Origin of the sequence: Polaromonas sp. (genome assembly GCF_039930745.1) — a bacterium.
Classification (GTDB): Bacteria; Pseudomonadota; Gammaproteobacteria; order Burkholderiales; family Burkholderiaceae_C; genus Polaromonas.
The window spans coordinates 14,782-32,671 of sequence record NZ_JBDTTH010000046.1 but is presented as its reverse complement, the minus strand read 5'-3'; the positions used below and the strand labels follow the sequence as shown (position 1 = coordinate 32,671).

20 protein-coding genes are annotated in these 17,890 nt (G+C 63.5%); 2 read left to right on the top strand and 18 right to left on the bottom strand.

The annotated features are described in order from the left end of the window. Positions 1-143: 143 nt before the first annotated feature. The 11 genes from ABI660_RS14435 to ABI660_RS14385 all read right to left on the bottom strand — a co-directional run bounded on the left by ABI660_RS14435 (position 144) and on the right by ABI660_RS14385 (position 11,917). The gene (locus ABI660_RS14435; protein WP_348069187.1) at positions 144-3,305 is read right to left on the bottom strand and encodes an efflux RND transporter permease subunit; all 3,162 of its coding nucleotides are present in this window, start codon (positions 3,303-3,305) and stop codon (positions 144-146) included. Further along, positions 3,302-4,915 carry an efflux RND transporter periplasmic adaptor subunit gene (locus tag ABI660_RS14430; protein ID WP_348069185.1) on the bottom strand — a complete coding sequence of 538 codons (1,614 nt, stop codon included), beginning with the start codon at positions 4,913-4,915 and terminating at the stop codon, positions 3,302-3,304. Before ABI660_RS14430 ends, ABI660_RS14435 begins: the two co-directional genes overlap by 4 nt. Next, positions 4,912-6,258 (bottom strand): TolC family protein, encoded by a 1,347-nt coding sequence (locus ABI660_RS14425; protein ID WP_348069182.1) that lies wholly within the window; start codon positions 6,256-6,258, stop codon positions 4,912-4,914. The genes ABI660_RS14430 and ABI660_RS14425 overlap by 4 nt, the downstream gene beginning before the upstream one ends. 69 nt (positions 6,259-6,327) lie before the next feature. Beyond that, a complete protein-coding gene (locus tag ABI660_RS14420; RefSeq protein ID WP_348069180.1) occupies positions 6,328-6,741 on the bottom strand; it encodes a hypothetical protein in 414 nt (137 codons plus the stop codon). Between the two features lie 108 nt (positions 6,742-6,849). Next, entirely contained in the window at positions 6,850-7,134 is a 285-nt protein-coding gene (locus ABI660_RS14415; RefSeq protein WP_348069177.1) for a copper-binding protein, read from the bottom strand. 16 nt (positions 7,135-7,150) lie between these two features. Next, the gene (locus ABI660_RS14410; RefSeq protein ID WP_348069175.1) at positions 7,151-7,618 is read right to left on the bottom strand and encodes a DUF411 domain-containing protein; all 468 of its coding nucleotides are present in this window, start codon (positions 7,616-7,618) and stop codon (positions 7,151-7,153) included. 21 nt (positions 7,619-7,639) lie between these two features. Next, a complete protein-coding gene (locus ABI660_RS14405) occupies positions 7,640-8,140 on the bottom strand; it encodes a cupredoxin family protein (protein ID WP_348069172.1) in 501 nt (166 codons plus the stop codon). A 16-nt stretch (positions 8,141-8,156) separates the two neighbouring features. Further along, entirely contained in the window at positions 8,157-8,744 is a 588-nt protein-coding gene (locus ABI660_RS14400; protein WP_348069170.1) for a periplasmic heavy metal sensor, read from the bottom strand. A gap of 14 nt (positions 8,745-8,758) precedes the next feature. Beyond that, the gene (locus tag ABI660_RS14395) at positions 8,759-10,177 is read right to left on the bottom strand and encodes a copper oxidase (RefSeq protein ID WP_348069167.1); all 1,419 of its coding nucleotides are present in this window, start codon (positions 10,175-10,177) and stop codon (positions 8,759-8,761) included. 1 nt (position 10,178) lies between these two features. Then, entirely contained in the window at positions 10,179-11,597 is a 1,419-nt protein-coding gene (locus ABI660_RS14390; RefSeq protein ID WP_348069165.1) for a TolC family protein, read from the bottom strand. An 8-nt stretch (positions 11,598-11,605) separates the two neighbouring features. Next, positions 11,606-11,917 (bottom strand): hypothetical protein, encoded by a 312-nt coding sequence (locus ABI660_RS14385; RefSeq protein ID WP_348069162.1) that lies wholly within the window; start codon positions 11,915-11,917, stop codon positions 11,606-11,608. Positions 11,918-12,034: 117 nt separating this feature from the next. Between ABI660_RS14385 and ABI660_RS14380 the strand changes: the two genes are divergently transcribed. After that, complete coding sequence (locus tag ABI660_RS14380; protein ID WP_348069160.1) at positions 12,035-12,268, top strand: hypothetical protein; 234 nt, start codon at positions 12,035-12,037, stop codon at positions 12,266-12,268. Positions 12,269-12,501: 233 nt separating this feature from the next. Here the strand turns inward: ABI660_RS14380 and ABI660_RS14375 are convergent, their stop codons facing one another. Next, positions 12,502-12,882 (bottom strand): DUF3703 domain-containing protein, encoded by a 381-nt coding sequence (locus tag ABI660_RS14375; protein WP_348069158.1) that lies wholly within the window; start codon positions 12,880-12,882, stop codon positions 12,502-12,504. After that, positions 12,879-13,517, bottom strand: a complete 639-nt coding sequence (locus ABI660_RS14370) for a cation transporter (RefSeq protein ID WP_348069195.1) — start codon at positions 13,515-13,517, stop codon at positions 12,879-12,881. Before ABI660_RS14370 ends, ABI660_RS14375 begins: the two co-directional genes overlap by 4 nt. Positions 13,518-13,587: 70 nt before the next feature. Here ABI660_RS14370 and ABI660_RS14365 point away from each other — a divergent pair, with 70 nt between their 5' ends. Beyond that, positions 13,588-14,061, top strand: coding sequence for a Cd(II)/Pb(II)-responsive transcriptional regulator (locus tag ABI660_RS14365; RefSeq protein ID WP_348069156.1), 474 nt, complete (start codon positions 13,588-13,590; stop codon positions 14,059-14,061). Here the strand turns inward: ABI660_RS14365 and ABI660_RS14360 are convergent. The 5 genes from ABI660_RS14360 to ABI660_RS14340 form a co-directional block, all read right to left on the bottom strand. Next, positions 14,058-14,351, bottom strand: a complete 294-nt coding sequence (locus tag ABI660_RS14360; RefSeq protein WP_348069153.1) for a hypothetical protein — start codon at positions 14,349-14,351, stop codon at positions 14,058-14,060. The two genes, ABI660_RS14365 and ABI660_RS14360, sit on opposite strands and share 4 nt — an antisense overlap. Next, on the bottom strand, positions 14,348-15,514 hold the full coding sequence (locus tag ABI660_RS14355; RefSeq protein ID WP_348069151.1) for an MFS transporter: 1,167 nt from the start codon (positions 15,512-15,514) through the stop codon (positions 14,348-14,350). The genes ABI660_RS14360 and ABI660_RS14355 overlap by 4 nt, the downstream gene beginning before the upstream one ends. Positions 15,515-15,753: 239 nt before the next feature. Continuing rightward, on the bottom strand, positions 15,754-16,509 hold the full coding sequence (locus ABI660_RS14350) for an amino acid ABC transporter ATP-binding protein (protein WP_348069149.1): 756 nt from the start codon (positions 16,507-16,509) through the stop codon (positions 15,754-15,756). Further along, on the bottom strand, positions 16,499-17,179 hold the full coding sequence (locus ABI660_RS14345) for an amino acid ABC transporter permease (RefSeq protein ID WP_348069147.1): 681 nt from the start codon (positions 17,177-17,179) through the stop codon (positions 16,499-16,501). The genes ABI660_RS14350 and ABI660_RS14345 overlap by 11 nt, the downstream gene beginning before the upstream one ends. Positions 17,180-17,185: 6 nt before the next feature. Then, a complete protein-coding gene (locus ABI660_RS14340; RefSeq protein WP_348069145.1) occupies positions 17,186-17,845 on the bottom strand; it encodes an amino acid ABC transporter permease in 660 nt (219 codons plus the stop codon). Between the last annotated feature and the right edge of the window lie 45 nt (positions 17,846-17,890).

The following is a 17,890-nucleotide window of genomic DNA, read 5'->3' as shown; positions in this document are numbered from 1 at the left end:
AAGTAATGGCTTCGTGCCTGCGTCCATGTTTCTCCCGGCTTCCCATGATCGGGGGGGGGGGTGCCAGGGAATCTGCTGCAGCTCTCGCGTGTGCGCCCGGCACCAGCGAAACCCTGCCGGGTTGCGCCGTGTCAAGCAGGCCCTCACCCGGCGGCTGGCCGGCTTTCGGCTGTACAGCGCCTGCGCCGGATCAGCAGATACGCGGCCGGCAGCACGAACATGGACAGCAGTGGAGCGGTGATCATGCCGCCTACCATGGGTGCGGCGATGCGCTGCATGACCTCGGAGCCCGTGCCTGCTCCCCACATGATGGGAAACAGGCCGCCCAGAATCACCGCCACGGTCATGGCCTTGGGCCGCACCCTGAGCACAGCGCCCTCGTGGATCGCTTCGACCAGATCGCTGGTGGAAGTTTTCCCCTCTGCCGTGCGCCTGTCCCAGGCCTGCTTCAGGTAGAGCAGCATGATGACGCCGAACTCCGCCGAGACTCCCGCCAGGGCGATAAAACCCACCGCTCCGGCCACGGACAGGTTGTAGTCCAGCAGATAAAGCAGCCAGATGCCGCCTATCAGTGCAAAGGGCAGGGTGGCCATGATCAGGAAGGCATCGTCAAAGCGCCTGAAGGTCAGGTACAGAAGCACAAAGATGATCAACAGCGTGAAGGGAACGACCACCTGCAGGCGCGCTGTTGCCCGCTCCAGGAATTCGAACTGGCCCGACCAGGAAATCGAGTAACCCGGCGGCAGCGAAACCTGCGCTGCCACGGCCGCCTGCATGTCCTTGACCGCGGAGCGCAGGTCGCGGCCGCGAATGTCCACATAAACCCATCCCGACAGCCGCGCGTTTTCGCTGCGCAGCATGGGTGGCCCGTCGGTGATGCGAATGTCGGCCACGTCGGAGAGCACCAGCCGCGCGCCGCGCTCATTGACGATGGGCAGGCTGCGCAGCTTTTCCAGGGAGTCGCGGATTTCGCGCGGGTAGCGCACGTTGATTGGAAATCGCTGCAGACCCAACACCACCTCGCCACCGCTTCCGCCCAGGTTTTCGCCGCCCACGGCCGTCGAGATGACCGATTGCACGTCGGCGACGTTCATGCCGTAGCGGGCGGCATCGTCGCGCCGGATGTTGACATCGACATAGCGGCCACCGGTCAGCCGCTCGGCCAGTGCACTGCTCACGCCGGGGACGCCTTTCAGGATCCGCTCGATCTCGCCGGTTGCCCGGTCGATGGTGGCCAGGTCGGCGCCGGCGACTTTCACTCCTACCGGGCTTTTGATGCCGGTGGCCAGCATGTCAATGCGGTTGCGGATGGGGGGAACCCAGATATTGGCCAGCCCCGGCACCTTCACAATGCGGTCCAGTTCCTCGACCAGCTTGTCCTGCGTCATGCCCGGCCGCCACTCGCCGCGCGGCTTGAACTGGATGGTGGTTTCGAACATTTCCATGGGCGCGGGGTCGGTGGCGGTCTCTGCACGCCCCGCCTTGCCATAAACGCTGAGCACCTCGGGCACTGTCTTGATCAGGCGGTCGGTCTGCTGCAGCAGTTCGGCCGCCTTGCCCGCGGACAGGCCCGGCAGCGCCGACGGCATGTAGAGCAGGTCGCCCTCGTCCAGCCGTGGCATGAATTCGCCGCCTATGTGTTGCAGAGGCCACAGGCTTAAGGCCAGCAGCAGCGCGGCTGCACCTAACGTGAGTTTGGGCCAGCGCAGCACAAGGTCGAGCAGGGGCTCATACAGCCTGATCAGCAGGCGGTTCAGCGGATTGGCCTTTTCGCCCGGGATGTGGCCGCGGATCAGGTAGCCCATCAGCACCGGAATCAGGGTCACGGACAGGCCGGCTGCGGCGGCCATCGCGTAGGTCTTGGTAAATGCCAGCGGCGAGAACAGCCGCCCCTCCTGTGCTTCCAGTGTGAACACCGGGATGAAGGACAGCGTGATGATGAGCAGCGAGAAAAACAGGGCAGGGCCCACTTCCGCCGCAGAGTCGCCAATCACCTTCCATCGGGCGTTGCCGGCTAGCCTGCCGTCAGGATGGTCGTACGTCCATTGCTCCAGGTGGCGGTGCGCGTTTTCTATCATTACCACCGCCGCATCGACCATGGCCCCGATGGCAATTGCAATACCGCCCAGTGACATGATGTTGGCATTGACGCCCTGGTAGTGCATGACGATGAAGGCGGCGAGAACGCCCAGTGGCAACGAGACAATGGCCACCAGCGCCGAGCGCAGGTGGAACAGGAAGATCAGGCACACCACGGCCACCACGGCAAACTCTTCCAGCAGCTTGAAGCCCAGGTTGTCAATGGCCCTGTTGATCAGGCCTGAACGGTCGTAGACAGGAACAATTTCAACGCCCCGGGGCAGACTCGTCTGGAGCTGCCGCAGCTTGGCCTTTACCGCTGCGATGGTTTCCAGCGCATTCTTGCCGGAACGCATCACGATCACGCCGCCGGTCGCCTCGCCTTCGCCGTCCAGCTCGCCAATGCCGCGCCGCATCTCGGGGCCCAGCTGGATGCGCGCGACGTCACCCAGCCTGACAGAGATGCCAGCCTCGGTGGTCATGAGCGGCACCTTGCGGAAATCGTCCAGCGTCTGCAAATAGCCCGAAGCGCGCACCATGTATTCGGCTTCCCCCAGTTCCAGCACCGAGCCGCCGCTTTCCTGATTGGCCTTCTGCATGGCCTCCAGCACCCGCGTGTGTGGCAGACGATAAGCCGCCAGCTTGTCCGGATCCAGCACGATCTGGTATTGCCGTACCATGCCGCCTACCGAAGCGACCTCGGCCACGTTGGGCACCGTCTTGAGTTCGTATTTCAGGAACCAGTCCTGCAGTGCGCGCAGCTGTGAGGCGTCCTGCGTGCCGCTGCGGTCGACCAGCGCGTACTGGTAGATCCAGCCGACGCCGGTTGCATCGGGGCCGAGCGAGGCCTTGGCGCCGGCAGGCAGGCGCGACTGCACCTGGTTCAGGTACTCCAGGACGCGCGAACGCGCCCAGTAGAGGTCTGTACCGTCCTCAAACAGCACATAGACAAATGAGTCGCCAAAGAAGGAGTAGCCGCGCACCGTTTTGGCGCCCGGCACCGAGAGCATGGTGGTGGTCAGCGGGTAGGTGACCTGGTTTTCCACAATGCGCGGTGCCTGGCCGGGGTAGCTGGTGCGGATGATCACCTGCACATCGGACAGGTCGGGGAGTGCGTCCAGCGGCGTCTTCAGCACAGCGTACACGCCCCAGGCGCTGATGATCAGCGTGGCCAGCAGGACCAGGAAGCGGTTGACGATGGACCAGCGGATCAGGCCGGCAATCATGGTTTGCTCCGTGCTGCCGGTGCAGCCAGCGGACTGATGCCCGTCAATTGCGCCATGCCTTCGGCATCCATATAGAACTCGAACGTCACGCGGTCGCCCGGCTTCACGTTGTGCGGAACTCCCGCCGGTGGTGGTTTGAACTCCATCGTCATGGCTCCCCATTTCAGGGAGGCAATCGGGCCGTGCGTCAGGGTCACGGCATCCGGTGCAAGTGCATCAACTTTTCCTTCTCCCTGATGACGAGGCGCGTTGCTGGCGGCAGCGGCTATGGCCGGGTCATTGAGTCGGGCTTCCACGCCTGTGAGGCTGGCTTCAGAATCGATCAGAAACTGCGACGACACCACCACCTGCTGGCCGGCCTGCAGCCCGCGCGTGATTTCGGTTTGCCCGCCGCTTTCCATACCTGTTCCCACTTCCACCGGACGGAATCGGCCTTCCTTTTCTGCCAGCATCACCACGCTGCGCTGGCCGGTCTGGATCACGGCCTCGGTGGGAACCAGCAATACCTTGCCGGCACGCGTGTCCATGAACTGCATCTGCACAAACATGCCGGGTACCAGGCGGTTGCCGGGGTTGGCCAGTTCCAGCCGGGCTTTCAGCGTGCGGGTATCCGCACTGACCTGCGGCAGGAGTGCCTGGACCTTGCCTTTGAACACTTCGCCCGGCACGGCCGGGCTTCTGGCCTCTACCTTTGCGCCGGGGCGCAGCAAGGCCGCGCGGCTCTCCGGAACCTCGGCATTCGCCCAGACGGTGGACAGGCCATTGATGCGGAACAGCGTCGCACCCGGCACTACTGCCATGCCCTCGCGCACTGCCAGCTCCGTGACCACACCAGCGATGGGCGCAAACAGCGTGATGCGCGCGCTGGGCCGGCCGCTGGTTTCCACAGCGGCAATTTGCGCCTCGCTCATGCCTGCCTGTCGCATGCGCTGGCGCGCGCCATCAACCAGCTCCGCCAGTTGGGAGCCCTGCATGCGGCGCACCGCCAGGAACTCTTCCTGCGCGGCCACCCAGTCGGGAACATGGAGTTCCGCCAGCGGCTGGCCCCGGGTCACCTTGTCCAGCGTGGCGCGCACATGCAGGCGTTCAACATACGCGGTGGCGCGGGCCTGCACCGTGACCTGATCGCGTTCGTTGAAGGCTATGCTGCCGACCGCAGACAGTTCGGGCGAGAGCGTTCCTTCTGTTACCGCCGCAATGCGCACCCCCAGGTTTTGCTGGATACGGGGGCTCACGGTGACTTTGCCCTGATCGCTGTCTCCGTCGGCAAAAACGGGCACCAGCATCATGTCCATGAAGGGTGACTTGGCGGGCTTGTCAAAGCGGTTTCCCGGCACCATGGGGTCCTTGTAGTACAGGACCTTGCGGCCGCTGGCCGGGTCGATGTCGCCAGCCTGGATGCCGGCGCTGATGTGCCGCCGGGTGGCTTGCTCGCCGTCCAGGCTTTGCGGGTCCGCGGACAGGGGGACCGGAGTAGCGGCTACTGGGCTGGCCGTGTGCGCGGCAGCCGTTATGCCGCGTTTCATGCCCAGCGTGTACAGGCCATAACCACCGGCCAGCACGGCCAATGCGATAGCCAGCGATGCGATGAGAATTTTTCTGGTGTTCATGGCTGGCCTTTCGCGGCTTTCTCGGTTATGGGCGTAGTGACGGCGGTGCTGCTGTCGATGGCGGTGTCGGGCCTCAGGTAGTTGAGCCGTGCCCATAAGCGGGCGGTTTCACGTTCCAGCGCCAGGGCCTGGAGGCGGGTGTCGATTTCAGCCTGGCGTGCAGCCAGCACGCTGGCCAGGTCGCCTTTGCCGACGCGGTAACTGCTCAGGGCTGCCGCCGAACGCTGGCTGGCCGCAGGGACCATCTGCTGGCTGTAGCGCCTGGCCCGCTCCTTGCTGGTCTGCCAGTCGTTGAGTAGCGTGCGCACCTCGGCTTCGTAGGATTGCAGGGCGTCTTCCTGATTGGCACGGGCTTCATCGAGCTGTGCCAGCCTGGCCGCGATGTCGCGGTTCTGGCGATTTTTCTGATCCCACTGCAGGGGAATCGAAACGCCGATCGAAACCATGTTGGCGTATGCCGGGCCGCGCTGCAGATAGGTGGCTTCCAGTGCCCAGTCGGACTTTGTGTTGGCCTGGGCCAGCCTGAGTTCGGTTTCTGCGGCATCCACTTGCGAAGCCAGCACCGCCAGCGGCGGATGCTGCCGGAGTTCTTCTGTGGAAAACCTGCCTTCCAGAACGGTGTTCTGCCAGTCCGGTGTCCCCCATAGCGGACGGTTGGCCTGCGTGCCGGTCCAGCGCATCAGCATCAGGTCGGCATTTCTGGCCTGGCTGTCCACCTGGCTGAGCCGGTCCTCGATCTCGAGCAGGGCTGTGCGTGCAGCAAACACATCGGCCTGCGCACCTTTGCCCTCACGGAAGGCAATGAGGGCGCCGTGTCCCTGCAGTCGCGTTTCTTCCTGTTGTTGCAGCAGCAGTGTGCGCAAGGCCAGCGCGTAATAACGGTCCAGCCATGCCAGGGCGGTGTCACGCTGAACGCCGGCCAGGGCTTGTTGCCGCTGCGCCTGGGCACGCTCGGCATCGCGCTCGAAGCGTTCGGCCTTGAGCTGGCGCTTTTCCGTGCGCGGCAGCTCCTGCATGAGACCGATGCGGCGCATGGTCATGAAATCCTGCGTCAGGCTCAGCTGCGCCGGCCCGCTGAGTGGCAGGTTGTCGACGCCCAGCTTGAGCACCGGATCGGGCAACTGGCCAGCCGACACCGCCATGTCGCGCGCGGAGCGGGTCAGCGCGTCCTGGGCCTGCAATTGCCGGGAGTGCTGCACGGCAAGTTGCTGCGCTTCCCGCAGGGACAGTGGCGGGGGCGCAGCGCCGGTGGCCCACAGCAGCGGTGCGGCAAGAACCAGCAGGGATGATAGCGCCGCTTCCCGAAACGGACGTGCCCAATGAATAACAGAAAATGCAAGCATGAAACCTCCGACAACATGACCAGGCCGAGCACACCATGTGCTCAGGCGTAAACCAGGAAGAAGGAGGCTTTAAAGGCGGAAGCAGCAGTGACGCACAGCCACCGACAGCGCCGTGGTGCGCGCCGGCACGGGCGCTTGCAGGGGCATACCCGGCGGCGTCAAGGCCAGCAGACGGGTCACCGGATAGTCGCTGGCCACCGCGGCCAGCGACGCAAGGGCGGGAAGCTGGTACTTGTCGGCAGTTTGCTGGTCAGCCTTGCAGTGGGCCGCGCAGAGACCGGGCTGCTCGTTGTCCATCGTCAATGCCATGGACTCAGCGCAGGGCATGGCCGCGTGGGCCGCCAGGGCGGCGGCCTGGTCCGCCCTGGACTCCGTGGTCCCACCACCCGGGCAGGCGTAAGCGGCCATCGCGAGCTGCATGAACAGCACGTTCACCACTACGAACAGCACAGTGAAAAGGCGCTTGCGACGGTTCCAGGTCATGGAAGGGAGGCGGATGAAGTCATGATGAAAGGCACAGCGAATTTTAAGCGCGAAGGACTGCTTTTTGACAAGGCCGCTCACCGCTGTGACTGATTCGCGTCAAACAACTTACTTCGGCTCGAGGGTCAGAACGGTGTATTTGCCATCGATCTTGTCGGCGGTGAAGCTGACCTTGTCACCGGCCTTGACCTTGTCGAGCAGGGCCTTGTCTTTCACCTGGAACACCATGCTCATGGGCGGCATGTCCAGGTTCTTGATCTCGCCGTGCTTGAGGGTGATCTTGCCCGCGTCCTTGTCGACCTTGCGGACTTCGGCCTCGGTGGCGGGCAGGGCGGCCTGCGCGAAGACGGCCGAGGTGAGCAGGGTGGCGATGAGGGTGGTGAAGTGTTTCATTTGGGAATCCTCTGGTTCAGGCGCGGTTGTAGCTTTGATAGACGCGGGTGCCGCCGTTGCGGCTGATCAGCACCACGTCGTACGGGTCTTTTCGGTCGCCGTAAATCTTGCCGTCCATGCCGGGGGAGCCGACCGGCATGCCGGGCACCGACAGCCCGATGGCAGCGGGACGTTCCTTGAGCAGGCGGTGCACCTCACGCGCCGGCACATGGCCCTCGATGGCGTAGCCGCCGACCAGTGCGGTGTGGCAGGAGCCGAGCTTGTCGGGCACGCCCAGGCGCTTGCGGGCAGCGGTGTTGCCGCTGTCATGCACCTTGACGTCGAAGCCATTGGCTTCCATGTGAATCACCCAGTCTTTGCAGCAGCCGCAGTTGGGGTCTTTCCAGACTTCGACCTGTGGCCTGGTTTGTGCCATCAAGGCAGGCGCCAGCAGGGAAGTGCCGGCGAGGCTGGCGATGGCTTGTACAAAAAATCGTCTTTGCATGAATTTCTCCTTGGGTGATGTTTAACGGGATGCCGCGGCGACACTGATCTTGCCGACCATGCCGGCCTGGTAGTGGCCGGCGATCAGGCAGGCAAAGTCAAACTCGCCGGGGCGGTTGAAGGTCCAGATGAGGCCGCCGGTTTTTCCGGCACGCACATGCGCCATGTAGGGCTCGTCGTGCTCCATGGCGGGAAATTTCAGCATCATCGCGGCGTGTTCATCAAGCTCCTTTTGGGTGCCGATCACCAGCTCGTGCAGCAGCTTGCCTTTGTTGCGGATGACAAACCGAATGGTCTCACCTTGTTTGAAAGACAGCTTGTCGGGCGTGAAACGCATGTTGTCGTCCATGGTCAGGGTCACGGTACGCGTGACCGATTTGGCGTCACCCGCGATGCCCCATTCCTTTTGCTGCTTGGTGGCTGCCGCTGTCTTGTGCGACTTCGGGTCGTCACCATGAGCCAGGCTTAAGCTGGCGGCACTTGCTAGCAGAATGGCGGTGAGGGCACGATGGTATTTTTTCATGAAGCGTCCCCTCTGATCAGTGTTTGTGGATGGATGCAGCGGCTGGCGCGGCTGTGTCGGCAGCGCCGGTGTAGCCGCGCAACTGGGTATAGCGGGCGATCTGCTCAGGCGTCAGCAGCGCGGTCTGCTGCAGGTGGGTGTCCAGGTGCGACTTGCGCAGCAAGGCCTGCAGCTGGCCAATGCGCTCTGTATGTGCAGTCAGCCGGGCCGCATCGATCTGCCGTGACGCAAAGGCCTGATCCAGCGCACGTTCGGCCTGCACCAGCTGGGCGCCGAGGTCCCGGGCCTCAGCCTTGTGGCGCGTCATCAGCGTTTCGCTGGCCAGCCTCTGGCCGGCGCTCAGTCCGAGTTGCGTCGCCAGCTCCAGCGTGTGCATGGGTCCGGGGTAGCCGTTGAGCTCGGCGGCTTTGGCCAGCTCCATGCCTTTGCCCGTCAACAGGTCGGCAGTTTGGGCAGAAGAAAGAGACTTGATTTCACGCGTTTGCTGGCCCGCATAGGGGCTGGCGGTGTGCGTCGGCGCGTGAACATGTTGGCCAAATGTGCTTCCAGCCCCTATCAATAAAGCGCTGACAGCTATCAATTTGAGAGTAAATCGGTTTGTCATGTTTGTCCTTTGAATCAGTGACCGGCATGGCCGGAAGGTTTGCGGATCTGCACTTCGGTCACCGGGCCGGGTGAGGCCGTCGGCATGGCTTTGCTGCCCGCGCGCGGCCGCGCCGGATCGGGCAATACGCCGGTCCACTCGTAAGCTTGGGTGCCGGGCGGCTGCTTGTACCAGCCCGGGTCCTTGTAGTCGCCGGGCTTCTGGTTTTTGCGCACCTTGAGCATGCTGAACATGCCGCCCATTTCCACGCCGCCGTAGGGGCCGTTGCCGGTCATCATGGGTGCGGTGTTTTCGGGAATTTCCATTTCCATCTCGCCCATGTCGGCCATGCCGCGCTCACCCATGACCATGTAGTCGGGCACGGCCTTCTGCAGCTGTTTGATCAGGCCGCGGTGGTCCACACCAATCATGGTGGGCACGTCGTGGCCCATGGCGTTCATGGTGTGGTGGCTCTTGTGGCAATGGAAGGCCCAGTCGCCTTCCTCGTCGGCCAAAAACTCGATCTGCCGCATCTGGCCTACCGCGATGTCGGTGGTCACCTCATGCCAGCGTGTCGATTTCGGCGTGGGGCCGCCGTCGGTGCCGGTCACCAGGAACTCATGGCCGTGCAGGTGGATGGGGTGGTTGGTCATGGTCAGGTTGCCCATGCGTATGCGCACCTTGTCGCCCTTGCGCACATTGAGCGTGTCTATGCCGGGGAAGACCCGGCTGTTCCACGACCACAGATTGAAGTCCGTCATGGTCATGATTTTTGGCGTCATGCTGCCGGGATCAATGTCGTAGGCGTTGAGCAGGAACACAAAGTCGCGGTCCACCTCGTCGATCAGCGGGTGTTTTGCCTTCGGGTGGGTGATCCAGAAACCCATCATGCCCATGGCCATCTGCGTCATCTCATCAGCGTGCGGGTGGTACATGAAGGTGCCGGGCCGCCGCGCGACAAACTCATAAACAAAAGTCTTGCCGACCGGAATGGCCGGCTGTGTCAGGCCCGACACACCGTCCATCCCGTTGGGCAGGCGCTGGCCGTGCCAGTGCACGCTGGTGTGTTCGGGCAGCTTGTTGGTGACAAAAATGCGCACGCGGTCGCCTTCCACCACCTCGATGGTCGGGCCGGGGCTTTGCCCGTTGTAGCCCCACATATTGGCCTTGAAGCCCGGCGCCATCTCGCGCACCACCGGCTCGGCCACCAGATGAAACTCCTTCACGCCAGCGTTCATGCGCCAGGGCAGGGTCCAGCCGTTGAGCGTGACCACCGGGTTATACGGCCGCCCGGTGTTGGGTACCAGCGGCGGCATGGTGTCGGGTTTGGCCTGCATCACCGGCTCGGGCAGTGCGGCCATGGCGACACGGCTGACCGCGCTGGCGGCCACTGCGGTGGCGGTTGCTGCGGCAGCGCCGGCAAAAAATCGTCTGCGTTCGTTGTTGATGCTCATGTCAATGTCCTTTGGCGTCGCTGCCGCCGGCAGCAGCGCCGTCGGCCAGGGGCGCCATGCCGGCGGAGGTCCCTGTCAGGGTGGTTTGAAGGTCGGTATCGGTCAGCCAGAAGTCGCGCTGCGCTTCTATGCTGGCGTTGACCGCTGCGATGGATGTACGCGTGTCGGCGAGCAGCTCGAACACGTTGGTCAGCATGCCGTTGTAGCGCAGCAGCAGCTCGTTGTTGATGAACTTGCGCAGCGGTACCACCTCGTTGCGGTAGTGCAGTGCCAGGTCATGGGCGGTGCGCCACGCGTGGTAACTTTCACGCGCCTCCGAGCGCGCCTGGATGGCGGTTTCGCGAACGCGGGCCACAGCTTGCATGTACTGGCCCTGCGCGCGTGCGTTGCTGGCGCCGCCCCAGTCAAAGAGGGGGAGCGGCAGTTCCAGCTCCCATCCGCGCTTGATCTCCTTGTCGCCGGTCGCATTGTCAAACGTGGTGTTGCGTGAATACTTCGCGGCGAGGGCATTGATGAAGCCGGTGGTCCGTGTCAGGCCCATGTTGTCGGCAACGTAGCCTGCCTGCGCCACACTGGCGCGCACGTCCAGGCGGTCACGCAGCGCGCGGGCTTCGATGTCCGGCATGTCGGCTATGGTTTTGGGCAGGTCCGGCAGACGTTCGCTGAGCGTGAACTGCGTCTGTGCGCCCCACAAACCCATCAGACGTATGAGTTTTTCACGCGCGACAAAAGCCGCATTCTGGCTGCGTGCCAGCTGCGCGGCGGCATCCGCAACAAAGGCCTGCTCGCGCGCTTGGTTCAGCTTGCTCCAGTTGCCCACACGCGTCAGCCGCCGCGCAAGCTCGCCGCTGGCTTCGGCTGCCTCTTTCGCATCCTTCATGTAGCTGGTGGTCTGCTGCGCCGCGACGGCGTTGATCCAGGCCTTACGCGTGTCTGCGGCGAGTTTGACGACTTCCTGCGCGGCCCGCAATTTGGTCACCTCATGCTGCTGGCTCTGGTATTTGGCCCGCCACGGCAGCGTGAGCAGGCCGATGACATTGAAGCCGATGCCGCGTTCGATCTCCACCTTGCTGCCTTCGACAAAGCGACCAATCGAAAAATGGGGGTTCGGCAGCGTCCCCGCCCGCACACGGTCGGCGTCACTGATACCCAGTGTGGCCATGGAGGCGTGAATGCCGGGGTTGTTCAGCAGTGCAATACGCACCGCCGACTCGGCGGTCAGAGGAGCGGCCAGCAGCTTGTTGACAGCTTCGCGCGTTTCCGCGTTGTCGCCGCGCCCGACCGGCGCGCTGATGCCCACTGTCTTGCCGGCGGTCAGGGCGTTGATGTCGGCCTGGTTGCCGTCGGGCGACAGGCTGGCGCACCCGGCCAGTGTCGCGACCGCCAGCATGGCCGTTGCGGATTTGTGAAATGAAAACATGGTGCAGCTCAATGTTTGTGGGGATGGGCCGCCGCAGGTGGGGCGGCATCCGGCGTGGGCGTGGGCGCTGGCGCAGCCTGTTGCTGTTCTGCCTTCAAGATATCGACATGGCCCCGCGTGAACCGGCCGACGTCGTTATTGGCTTTTTTCCAGTCCTCGCGGCCGGCTTCCACACCGGTGGGCAGATCGGAAAACACGGAGCGGTAAGCCACCGCGGGCACGGGTGCCGCCGGATCGGTGGCTTGCAGAGGGGGCGAGTTCTGGGCGTGGGCGATGCCCAGCGGTAGAACCAGCATGCAAAAAAAGAAACGGTTGGTCACAAAAATCTCCTGACGGACAAGCGGGGCGATAGGGAAATCGCGCGAATCCGGCAAAAAGGGCGCGCAGCCCGTGCCAGATAGCAAGTACAGACCCACTACGGGCCTGAAGGTCAGGAAATGGGTGGTTTTTGGCCCAGCGCGGCGACGGCGCTGGCAAATTGGGCGGCCGGCGAATGCGGCGATGCAGGAGGAATTGAGAGGGAGGAGGTGCTGCTTGTCAGCGGCGACAGCGCCACCGTGTTGCAGGCCTGGCAGGCGGCGCAGGATTCGCAGTGGCCGGCGGCTGTCATGGGGTCGGCAGCCTCGCCAGCGGCGTGTCCTGCGCAATCGGGCGGAGTCGTCGCCGAATGATGCAGGGATTCTGTCGGCTCCTGGGTCATTTTATGGTCAAAATGCCCGTCAGCCCTTGTTTCATGGGCATGAACAGCTACGAATTCCGTAGCAAGAGCAGTCCTTTGCAGATGCCCGGCTGCCATGCCCGTGGCCATCGCGTCGCCTACCCAGCCGCGCAGGAGCAGCAGGAAGATCATCGCGATGAAGAAAGGACGGCGCATAGGTGAATGATACGGCGGAGCGGCGAAAGTTCAAAAAGAGGATGGCGGGGTGGAAGTGCTTGCCTGCCAGATCAGTTGCCGCAAGCGCTCGTCAACCGGCATGGGCGCAAATGCGCTGACCGTGGCGCGGCCGCTGTTGCCTGCGGGAAGCCGCTGCAGAAGGTGGCCCAGCGGAACCAGGGTCAGGCGCAGCAACTGGCCGGCCGCTTCGCGCGGGTCCCCGTTGTACAGCGCAAAACGCAGCATCGCGGTGTGTGAAACCCAGTGCAGCGTGAAGTCGTGCTGCCCGACCACGTGCGCGGCCTCCAACCATGCCCAGCGCTCGCCAGTTTCTGCAGCGCTCGCCGTCTTGAAACCATGCATCAGCGGCCTGAAAATCCGGCGGCGCTCTTCAGGTGTGAAGGTGTTCATGCGTGTGTCATGGGTGTGCGACTGGCGCGCAGTTCGCGCCGCGCCTGCTGCATCACCGACCAGCCGCCCCAGATGGCCAGGCTACCCATCGCCGCCGCCACGGCGAGGTCGGGCCAGGCGCTGCCGGTGCCGAACACGCCCAGCGCAGCCAGCATCACCGCGAGGTTTCCGATGGCGTCGTTGCGCGAGCACAGCCACACGCTGCGCATGTTGGCGTCGCCTTCACGGTAGGCATACAGCAGGGCCGCGACCAGCACGTTGGCAAAGAGCGCAAGCAGGCCGATGGCGCCCATGGTCAGCGCCTCGGGCGCGCCGCCCTGGGTGGCTACCCACCCCGCGCGGCCCAGCACAAAGACGCCGAACACCAGCATGCTCGCCGCTTTCAGCAGGGCCGCCCGGGCGCGCCAAGCCAGCCCCAGGGACAGCACGGCCAGGCTCACCCCGTAATTGGCGGCATCGCCAAAAAAGTCGATGGCATCGGCCAGCAGGGAGACGGAGCCGGAGCGAAAGCCCGCGGCGATCTCGATGGCAAACATGGCAAGGTTGACGGCCAGCGCGAACCAGAGGATTTTTCGGTAGCGGGGACTATTGGCCTGGGCGGCGGTGGCGTCGTGGTCGCAGCAATGGGCAGACATTCGGGGCTTCTCCAGCGTTTTCGGGTTGATGGCATCATTGGAAACCCTCAAGTCACCTCAAGGTCAAGCGATGCCTGTTTCAAGCCCATCCGCCGCTCGGGGTTATCAGATCGGTGAGGCCGCGCGGCAAAGCGGCGTCAGTTCGGCGAATATCCGTTTTTATGAGAAAGAAAACCTGCTCAGCCCGCATGGGCGGGGAGAGAACAGCTATCGTTTGTATAGCGATGGCGATGTGCACCAGCTGCGTTTTATCCGCCTGTGCCGGGCCATGGACATGTCGCTTGATGAGGTTCGCACCCTGCTGGGGCTGGACCTGAACAACAAGGCGGATTGTGCGGCGGCGCGTGACGCGCTCGATGGGCACCTGGGTCATGTGCGCGCGCGGCTGGTGGAGCTGAAGGCGCTGGAGAAAGACCTCAAGGCGCTGCGCAACCGCTGCGACGGCAGCGACACGCATTGCCACATCATCGAAGCCCTGCATGAACTGGCTGACGCCCAGGTTTCCGTGCCGCAGGCGTCTCCACCCAGGAAGCGCCACGTTTAAGAAGTAGCCGGATTCGCCTTGTCCAGCTGGCGCTGCGCCTGGTCCAGCCATTGTTGCAGGCTGTCCAGCAATTCCTTCTGGCTGAAGGAGCAGCTCTCTTCGGTGAAGAGCGCGCTGGACTCGAGCCGGTCCAGAAGTTGCAGCAAGACTTCGTTATATCTGGCAGGAAGTGCTGTGCGTAGTTCGAGCTGATCCTGCGCCAAGCGCGAGAAAGCCGCCACACCCAGCGTATCGCTGCGCAGCTGTTGCAGCGCATTCGACAGGACGATGAGTTGATCGCTTGCCGTCATGGCGATCCGGTAGCGGTGCCGCTGACGGGGCGGACCTGCGCCGGTTCAAAAGCCAGCGTCAACAGGGCCAGCAAGCCGAAGGGCACACCGACCCATCCCAACTGCGACAGATGAAGGTGGTCCAACACCGAGCCGCTGACGACGGCGCCCAGTGCCGTGCCGATATACAGCATGGAGCCGTTCAGGCTCAACAGCAGCGGTGCCTGGGCCGGCGCCAAGCCGGCCAGGCGGCTTTGCTGTGGCGCCATCAGCCCGAAACCGGCAATGCCCCAGACAATCAGCGTGGCCATGGTGGCGTATAGATGGCCGCGTGTCAGCGGCAGCACGACCATGGTGAGAATGAGCACCGCCAGCTGCGCACGCATGGTGGGCAGCGAGCCGAAGCGGTCGTTTGCCCAGCCGCCCGAGAGTGTGCCCGCGACGCCGGCCACGCCGAACACCGCCAGCGTGATGGAGAGCTGCGTTGAACTCATGGCGTTGAGCGCCTGCAGCACCGGGCCGATGTAGGCAAAGACGCTGAAGATCGCAATGAAGTACAGCAGCGTACGCAGCCAGGTGCGCAGCACGGCGCCTTGCCGCGCGGTGGCGCCGAAGCCGGCGAAATTTGCCCCGGCCGTGACCATATTGGCCGGGACCAGCCAGCTGGCTGCCACCAGCATGGCCAGGCTGGCGCCTGCCGACAGCCAGACCGGCACGCGCCAGCCGTATTCGAAACCCAGCCAGGCGCCGACCGGCACGCCCACGGCGTAGCTGATACTCATGCCGAGGAAGGTGATCGACAGCGCCCGGCCGCGCAGCGCCGGTGCCACCAGGCTGACGGCCAGGGCCGATGCAGCGGCGCTGAACATGCCGCCGGCGCCCATCAGCACCCGGCCCGCCAGCAGCATGGACAGGCTGCCGGACATGGCGCACACCAGGCAGCCACCGGCGAACAGCGCCAGGGCGAGCTGGACGACGCGCTTGCGCGGCCAGCGTGCGGTGGCCACAATCAGCACCGGCGCGATCAGCGCGGTAGATACAGCATAGGCCGTCATGACCTGGCCGGCTGCGGCGAGGCTGATGTTCAGCGACTCACTGATCGGCACCAGGATGCCGCCCAGCACAAAGGCGCCGCTGCCGATGACGAGGTTGCACAGGGCAAAGAGATAGAGAACAGGTGGCATGGGGGCGGCCGCAAAAAAAAACCAAACCGGCGCCTGACGGCCTGAGTCAGGGGTGGATTCGGTGAATTCAACAATGAAATAGTGCGCTGGCCCTTGACTGACGGGCGCAAACAGCTATCAAAAACAGAGCATTTGCCGGCCGTGGTTGAGGGCCTGAAGCGCAGGCACCCGGTGATTGTGCACGGATGACGCAAAACCTGCGCAGTGCCTGCCGGTACGGCAGGGCGCGCAGTGCGGCCTTACTGGATCATGCCCAGGAACTGTTTGAGTTCAGGTGTCTGCGGGTTCGAAAACACCTCGTCAGGTGCGCCGGTCTCATGCACGCGGCCCTGGTGCATGAAGACTACGCGGTCGCAGACCTTGCGGGCGAAGTTCATTTCATGCGTGACCATCAGCAGGGTCATGCCTTCTGCGGCCAGGCTTTCCACCACTTGCAACACTTCGCCGACCAGTTCGGGGTCAAGCGCCGAGGTGATCTCGTCGCACAGCAGTACCGAGGGTTGCATGGCGAGCGCGCGCGCGATGGCCACGCGCTGTTGCTGCCCGCCTGAGAGTTGATCCGGCCATGCGTCAAATTTTTCCGCCAGGCCGACGCGCTTGAGTAGCGCGCGTGCTTGCTCTTCGGCCATGGCTCCGGCTGTTTTCTTGACCAGCGTGGGCGCAAGCATGATGTTTTTTCCGACGGTGAGATGCGGGAACAGGTTGAAACTCTGGAAGATCATGCCGACGTGCTGGCGCAGCTCGCGCATCACCTGCGGGTTGTCGTGCAGCAGGTGTTTGCCGTCCACCCGCAGGGTGCCGCTCTGGAACACTTCCAGCCCGTTGATGCAGCGCAGTAGTGTGCTCTTGCCAGAGCCGCTTTTGCCGATGATGGCAATCACTTCGCCGGCCTTGACGTCAAGGTCTATGCCCTTGAGTACTTCGTTGTTGCCAAAACTCTTGCGCAGCTGGTTGATTTCAACCAATGTCTTGTTAGAGGTCACCTTAGCGTCCATTTCTCATCTTCCTTTCAAGCCTGCGCGCATACAGCGACACCGGAAAACACAGGGCGAAATACATCAGCGCCACACAGCTGTACACCAGAAAGGGCTTGAAGGTGGCGTTGGTGATCATGGTGCCGGCCTTGGTCAGCTCGATAAAACCGATCACTGAAGCCAGCGCCGTTCCCTTGATCACTTGCACCAGAAAACCCACGGTGGGCGGCACAGCAATACGCACCGCCTGGGGCAGCACGATGTGGCGCAGCTGTTCACCAAAATTCATGGCCAGGCTCTGGGCGGCCTCCCACTGGCCTCTGGGAATCGCGTCCACACAACCGCGCCAGATTTCTGCCAGGTAGGCACTGGTGTACAGCGTCAGCGCCACAGCGGCCGCCACCCAGGCTGGCACATTGATGCCGAACAGGCCCAGGCCGAAATAAGCGAGAAAAAGTTGCATCAGCAGCGGCGTGCCCTGGAACAGCAGGATGTAGCCGTCCAGCATGCGGCTGCTCAGCCGTGCAATTTTTTGCGGTCCAGGTGCCGCCCGCGCAGCCGACAAGCGGCTCACCAGCAAAAGCAGGCCGACCAGGCCACCGCCGATGAAAGCGGTCAGTGACAACGCCACGGTCCAGCGGCCTGCCAGCAGCAGGTTCCTGAAGATGTCCCAGACTGAAAATTCAACCATGGCTGGCTACCTTCCAAAGAGGAACTTTGGTCCCACCCAGTTCAACAACTTCCGCACACCGATCGACAGGGCCAGGTAGATGACGGTGGCGACGATGAACGCTTCGAAGGCGCGGAAGTTCCGGCCTTGGATCAGGTTGGCGGCGTAAGACAGTTCCTGTGTCGAGATCTGCCCGCACACTGCGGAGCCCAGCATCACGATGATGATCTGGCTGACCAGTGCCGGCCACACCTTTTTCAATGCGGGCGGCAGCACCACCCGGGTGTAGATCTGTACGCGGTTGAAGGCCAGGCTTTCGGCCGCTTCGATCTGGCCGCGCGGTGTCGCTTCCACGCCAGCACGAATGATTTCGGTGGCGTAGGCCGACAGGTTGATCACCATGGCAATCACCGAAGCCAGCTCCGGCGACAGCTTGACCCCCATGGCTGGCAGGCCGAAAAAGATAAAGAAGAGCTGGACGATAAAGGGGGTGTTGCGAATCAACTCTACATAGGCGCCAACCGCCCAGCGCAACCCGACCGGACCGCTGGCGCGTGCCCAGGCAAAGGCCACACCCAAGGTGACGCCGATCAGCGAGGAGATCACCGTCAGACCGACCGTCCAGGCGACCCCGATGGCCAGCAGCGGCCACTGCGACAGCACGGCCATGAAATCCAATTCAATCATTGCTCACCCCCTTCTCGGCTCACTGCGTGTAGCCGGATCCCCCCT

Bases quoted from the DNA above. Each gene is read 5' to 3' on its own strand.
- ABI660_RS14360 (WP_348069153.1), bottom strand. From the start codon at position 14,351: ATGACGGCAAGCGATCAACTCATCGTCCTGTCGAATGCGCTGCAACAG.
- ABI660_RS14395 (WP_348069167.1), bottom strand. From the start codon at position 10,177: ATGAGCATCAACAACGAACGCAGACGATTTTTTGCCGGCGCTGCCGCA.
- ABI660_RS14375 (WP_348069158.1), bottom strand. From the start codon at position 12,882: ATGAACACCTTCACACCTGAAGAGCGCCGCCGGATTTTCAGGCCGCTG.
- ABI660_RS14405 (WP_348069172.1), bottom strand. From the start codon at position 8,140: ATGAAAAAATACCATCGTGCCCTCACCGCCATTCTGCTAGCAAGTGCC.
- ABI660_RS14340 (WP_348069145.1), bottom strand. From the start codon at position 17,845: ATGATTGAATTGGATTTCATGGCCGTGCTGTCGCAGTGGCCGCTGCTG.
- ABI660_RS14420 (WP_348069180.1), bottom strand. From the start codon at position 6,741: ATGACCTGGAACCGTCGCAAGCGCCTTTTCACTGTGCTGTTCGTAGTG.
- ABI660_RS14345 (WP_348069147.1), bottom strand. From the start codon at position 17,179: ATGGTTGAATTTTCAGTCTGGGACATCTTCAGGAACCTGCTGCTGGCA.
- ABI660_RS14425 (WP_348069182.1), bottom strand. From the start codon at position 6,258: ATGCTTGCATTTTCTGTTATTCATTGGGCACGTCCGTTTCGGGAAGCG.
- ABI660_RS14365 (WP_348069156.1), top strand. From the start codon at position 13,588: ATGCCTGTTTCAAGCCCATCCGCCGCTCGGGGTTATCAGATCGGTGAG.
- ABI660_RS14400 (WP_348069170.1), bottom strand. From the start codon at position 8,744: ATGACAAACCGATTTACTCTCAAATTGATAGCTGTCAGCGCTTTATTG.
- ABI660_RS14430 (WP_348069185.1), bottom strand. From the start codon at position 4,915: ATGAACACCAGAAAAATTCTCATCGCATCGCTGGCTATCGCATTGGCC.
- ABI660_RS14410 (WP_348069175.1), bottom strand. From the start codon at position 7,618: ATGCAAAGACGATTTTTTGTACAAGCCATCGCCAGCCTCGCCGGCACT.
- ABI660_RS14435 (WP_348069187.1), bottom strand. From the start codon at position 3,305: ATGATTGCCGGCCTGATCCGCTGGTCCATCGTCAACCGCTTCCTGGTC.
- ABI660_RS14355 (WP_348069151.1), bottom strand. From the start codon at position 15,514: ATGCCACCTGTTCTCTATCTCTTTGCCCTGTGCAACCTCGTCATCGGC.
- ABI660_RS14380 (WP_348069160.1), top strand. From the start codon at position 12,035: ATGGGTGGTTTTTGGCCCAGCGCGGCGACGGCGCTGGCAAATTGGGCG.
- ABI660_RS14390 (WP_348069165.1), bottom strand. From the start codon at position 11,597: ATGTTTTCATTTCACAAATCCGCAACGGCCATGCTGGCGGTCGCGACA.
- ABI660_RS14350 (WP_348069149.1), bottom strand. From the start codon at position 16,509: ATGGACGCTAAGGTGACCTCTAACAAGACATTGGTTGAAATCAACCAG.
- ABI660_RS14370 (WP_348069195.1), bottom strand. From the start codon at position 13,517: ATGTCTGCCCATTGCTGCGACCACGACGCCACCGCCGCCCAGGCCAAT.
- ABI660_RS14415 (WP_348069177.1), bottom strand. From the start codon at position 7,134: ATGAAACACTTCACCACCCTCATCGCCACCCTGCTCACCTCGGCCGTC.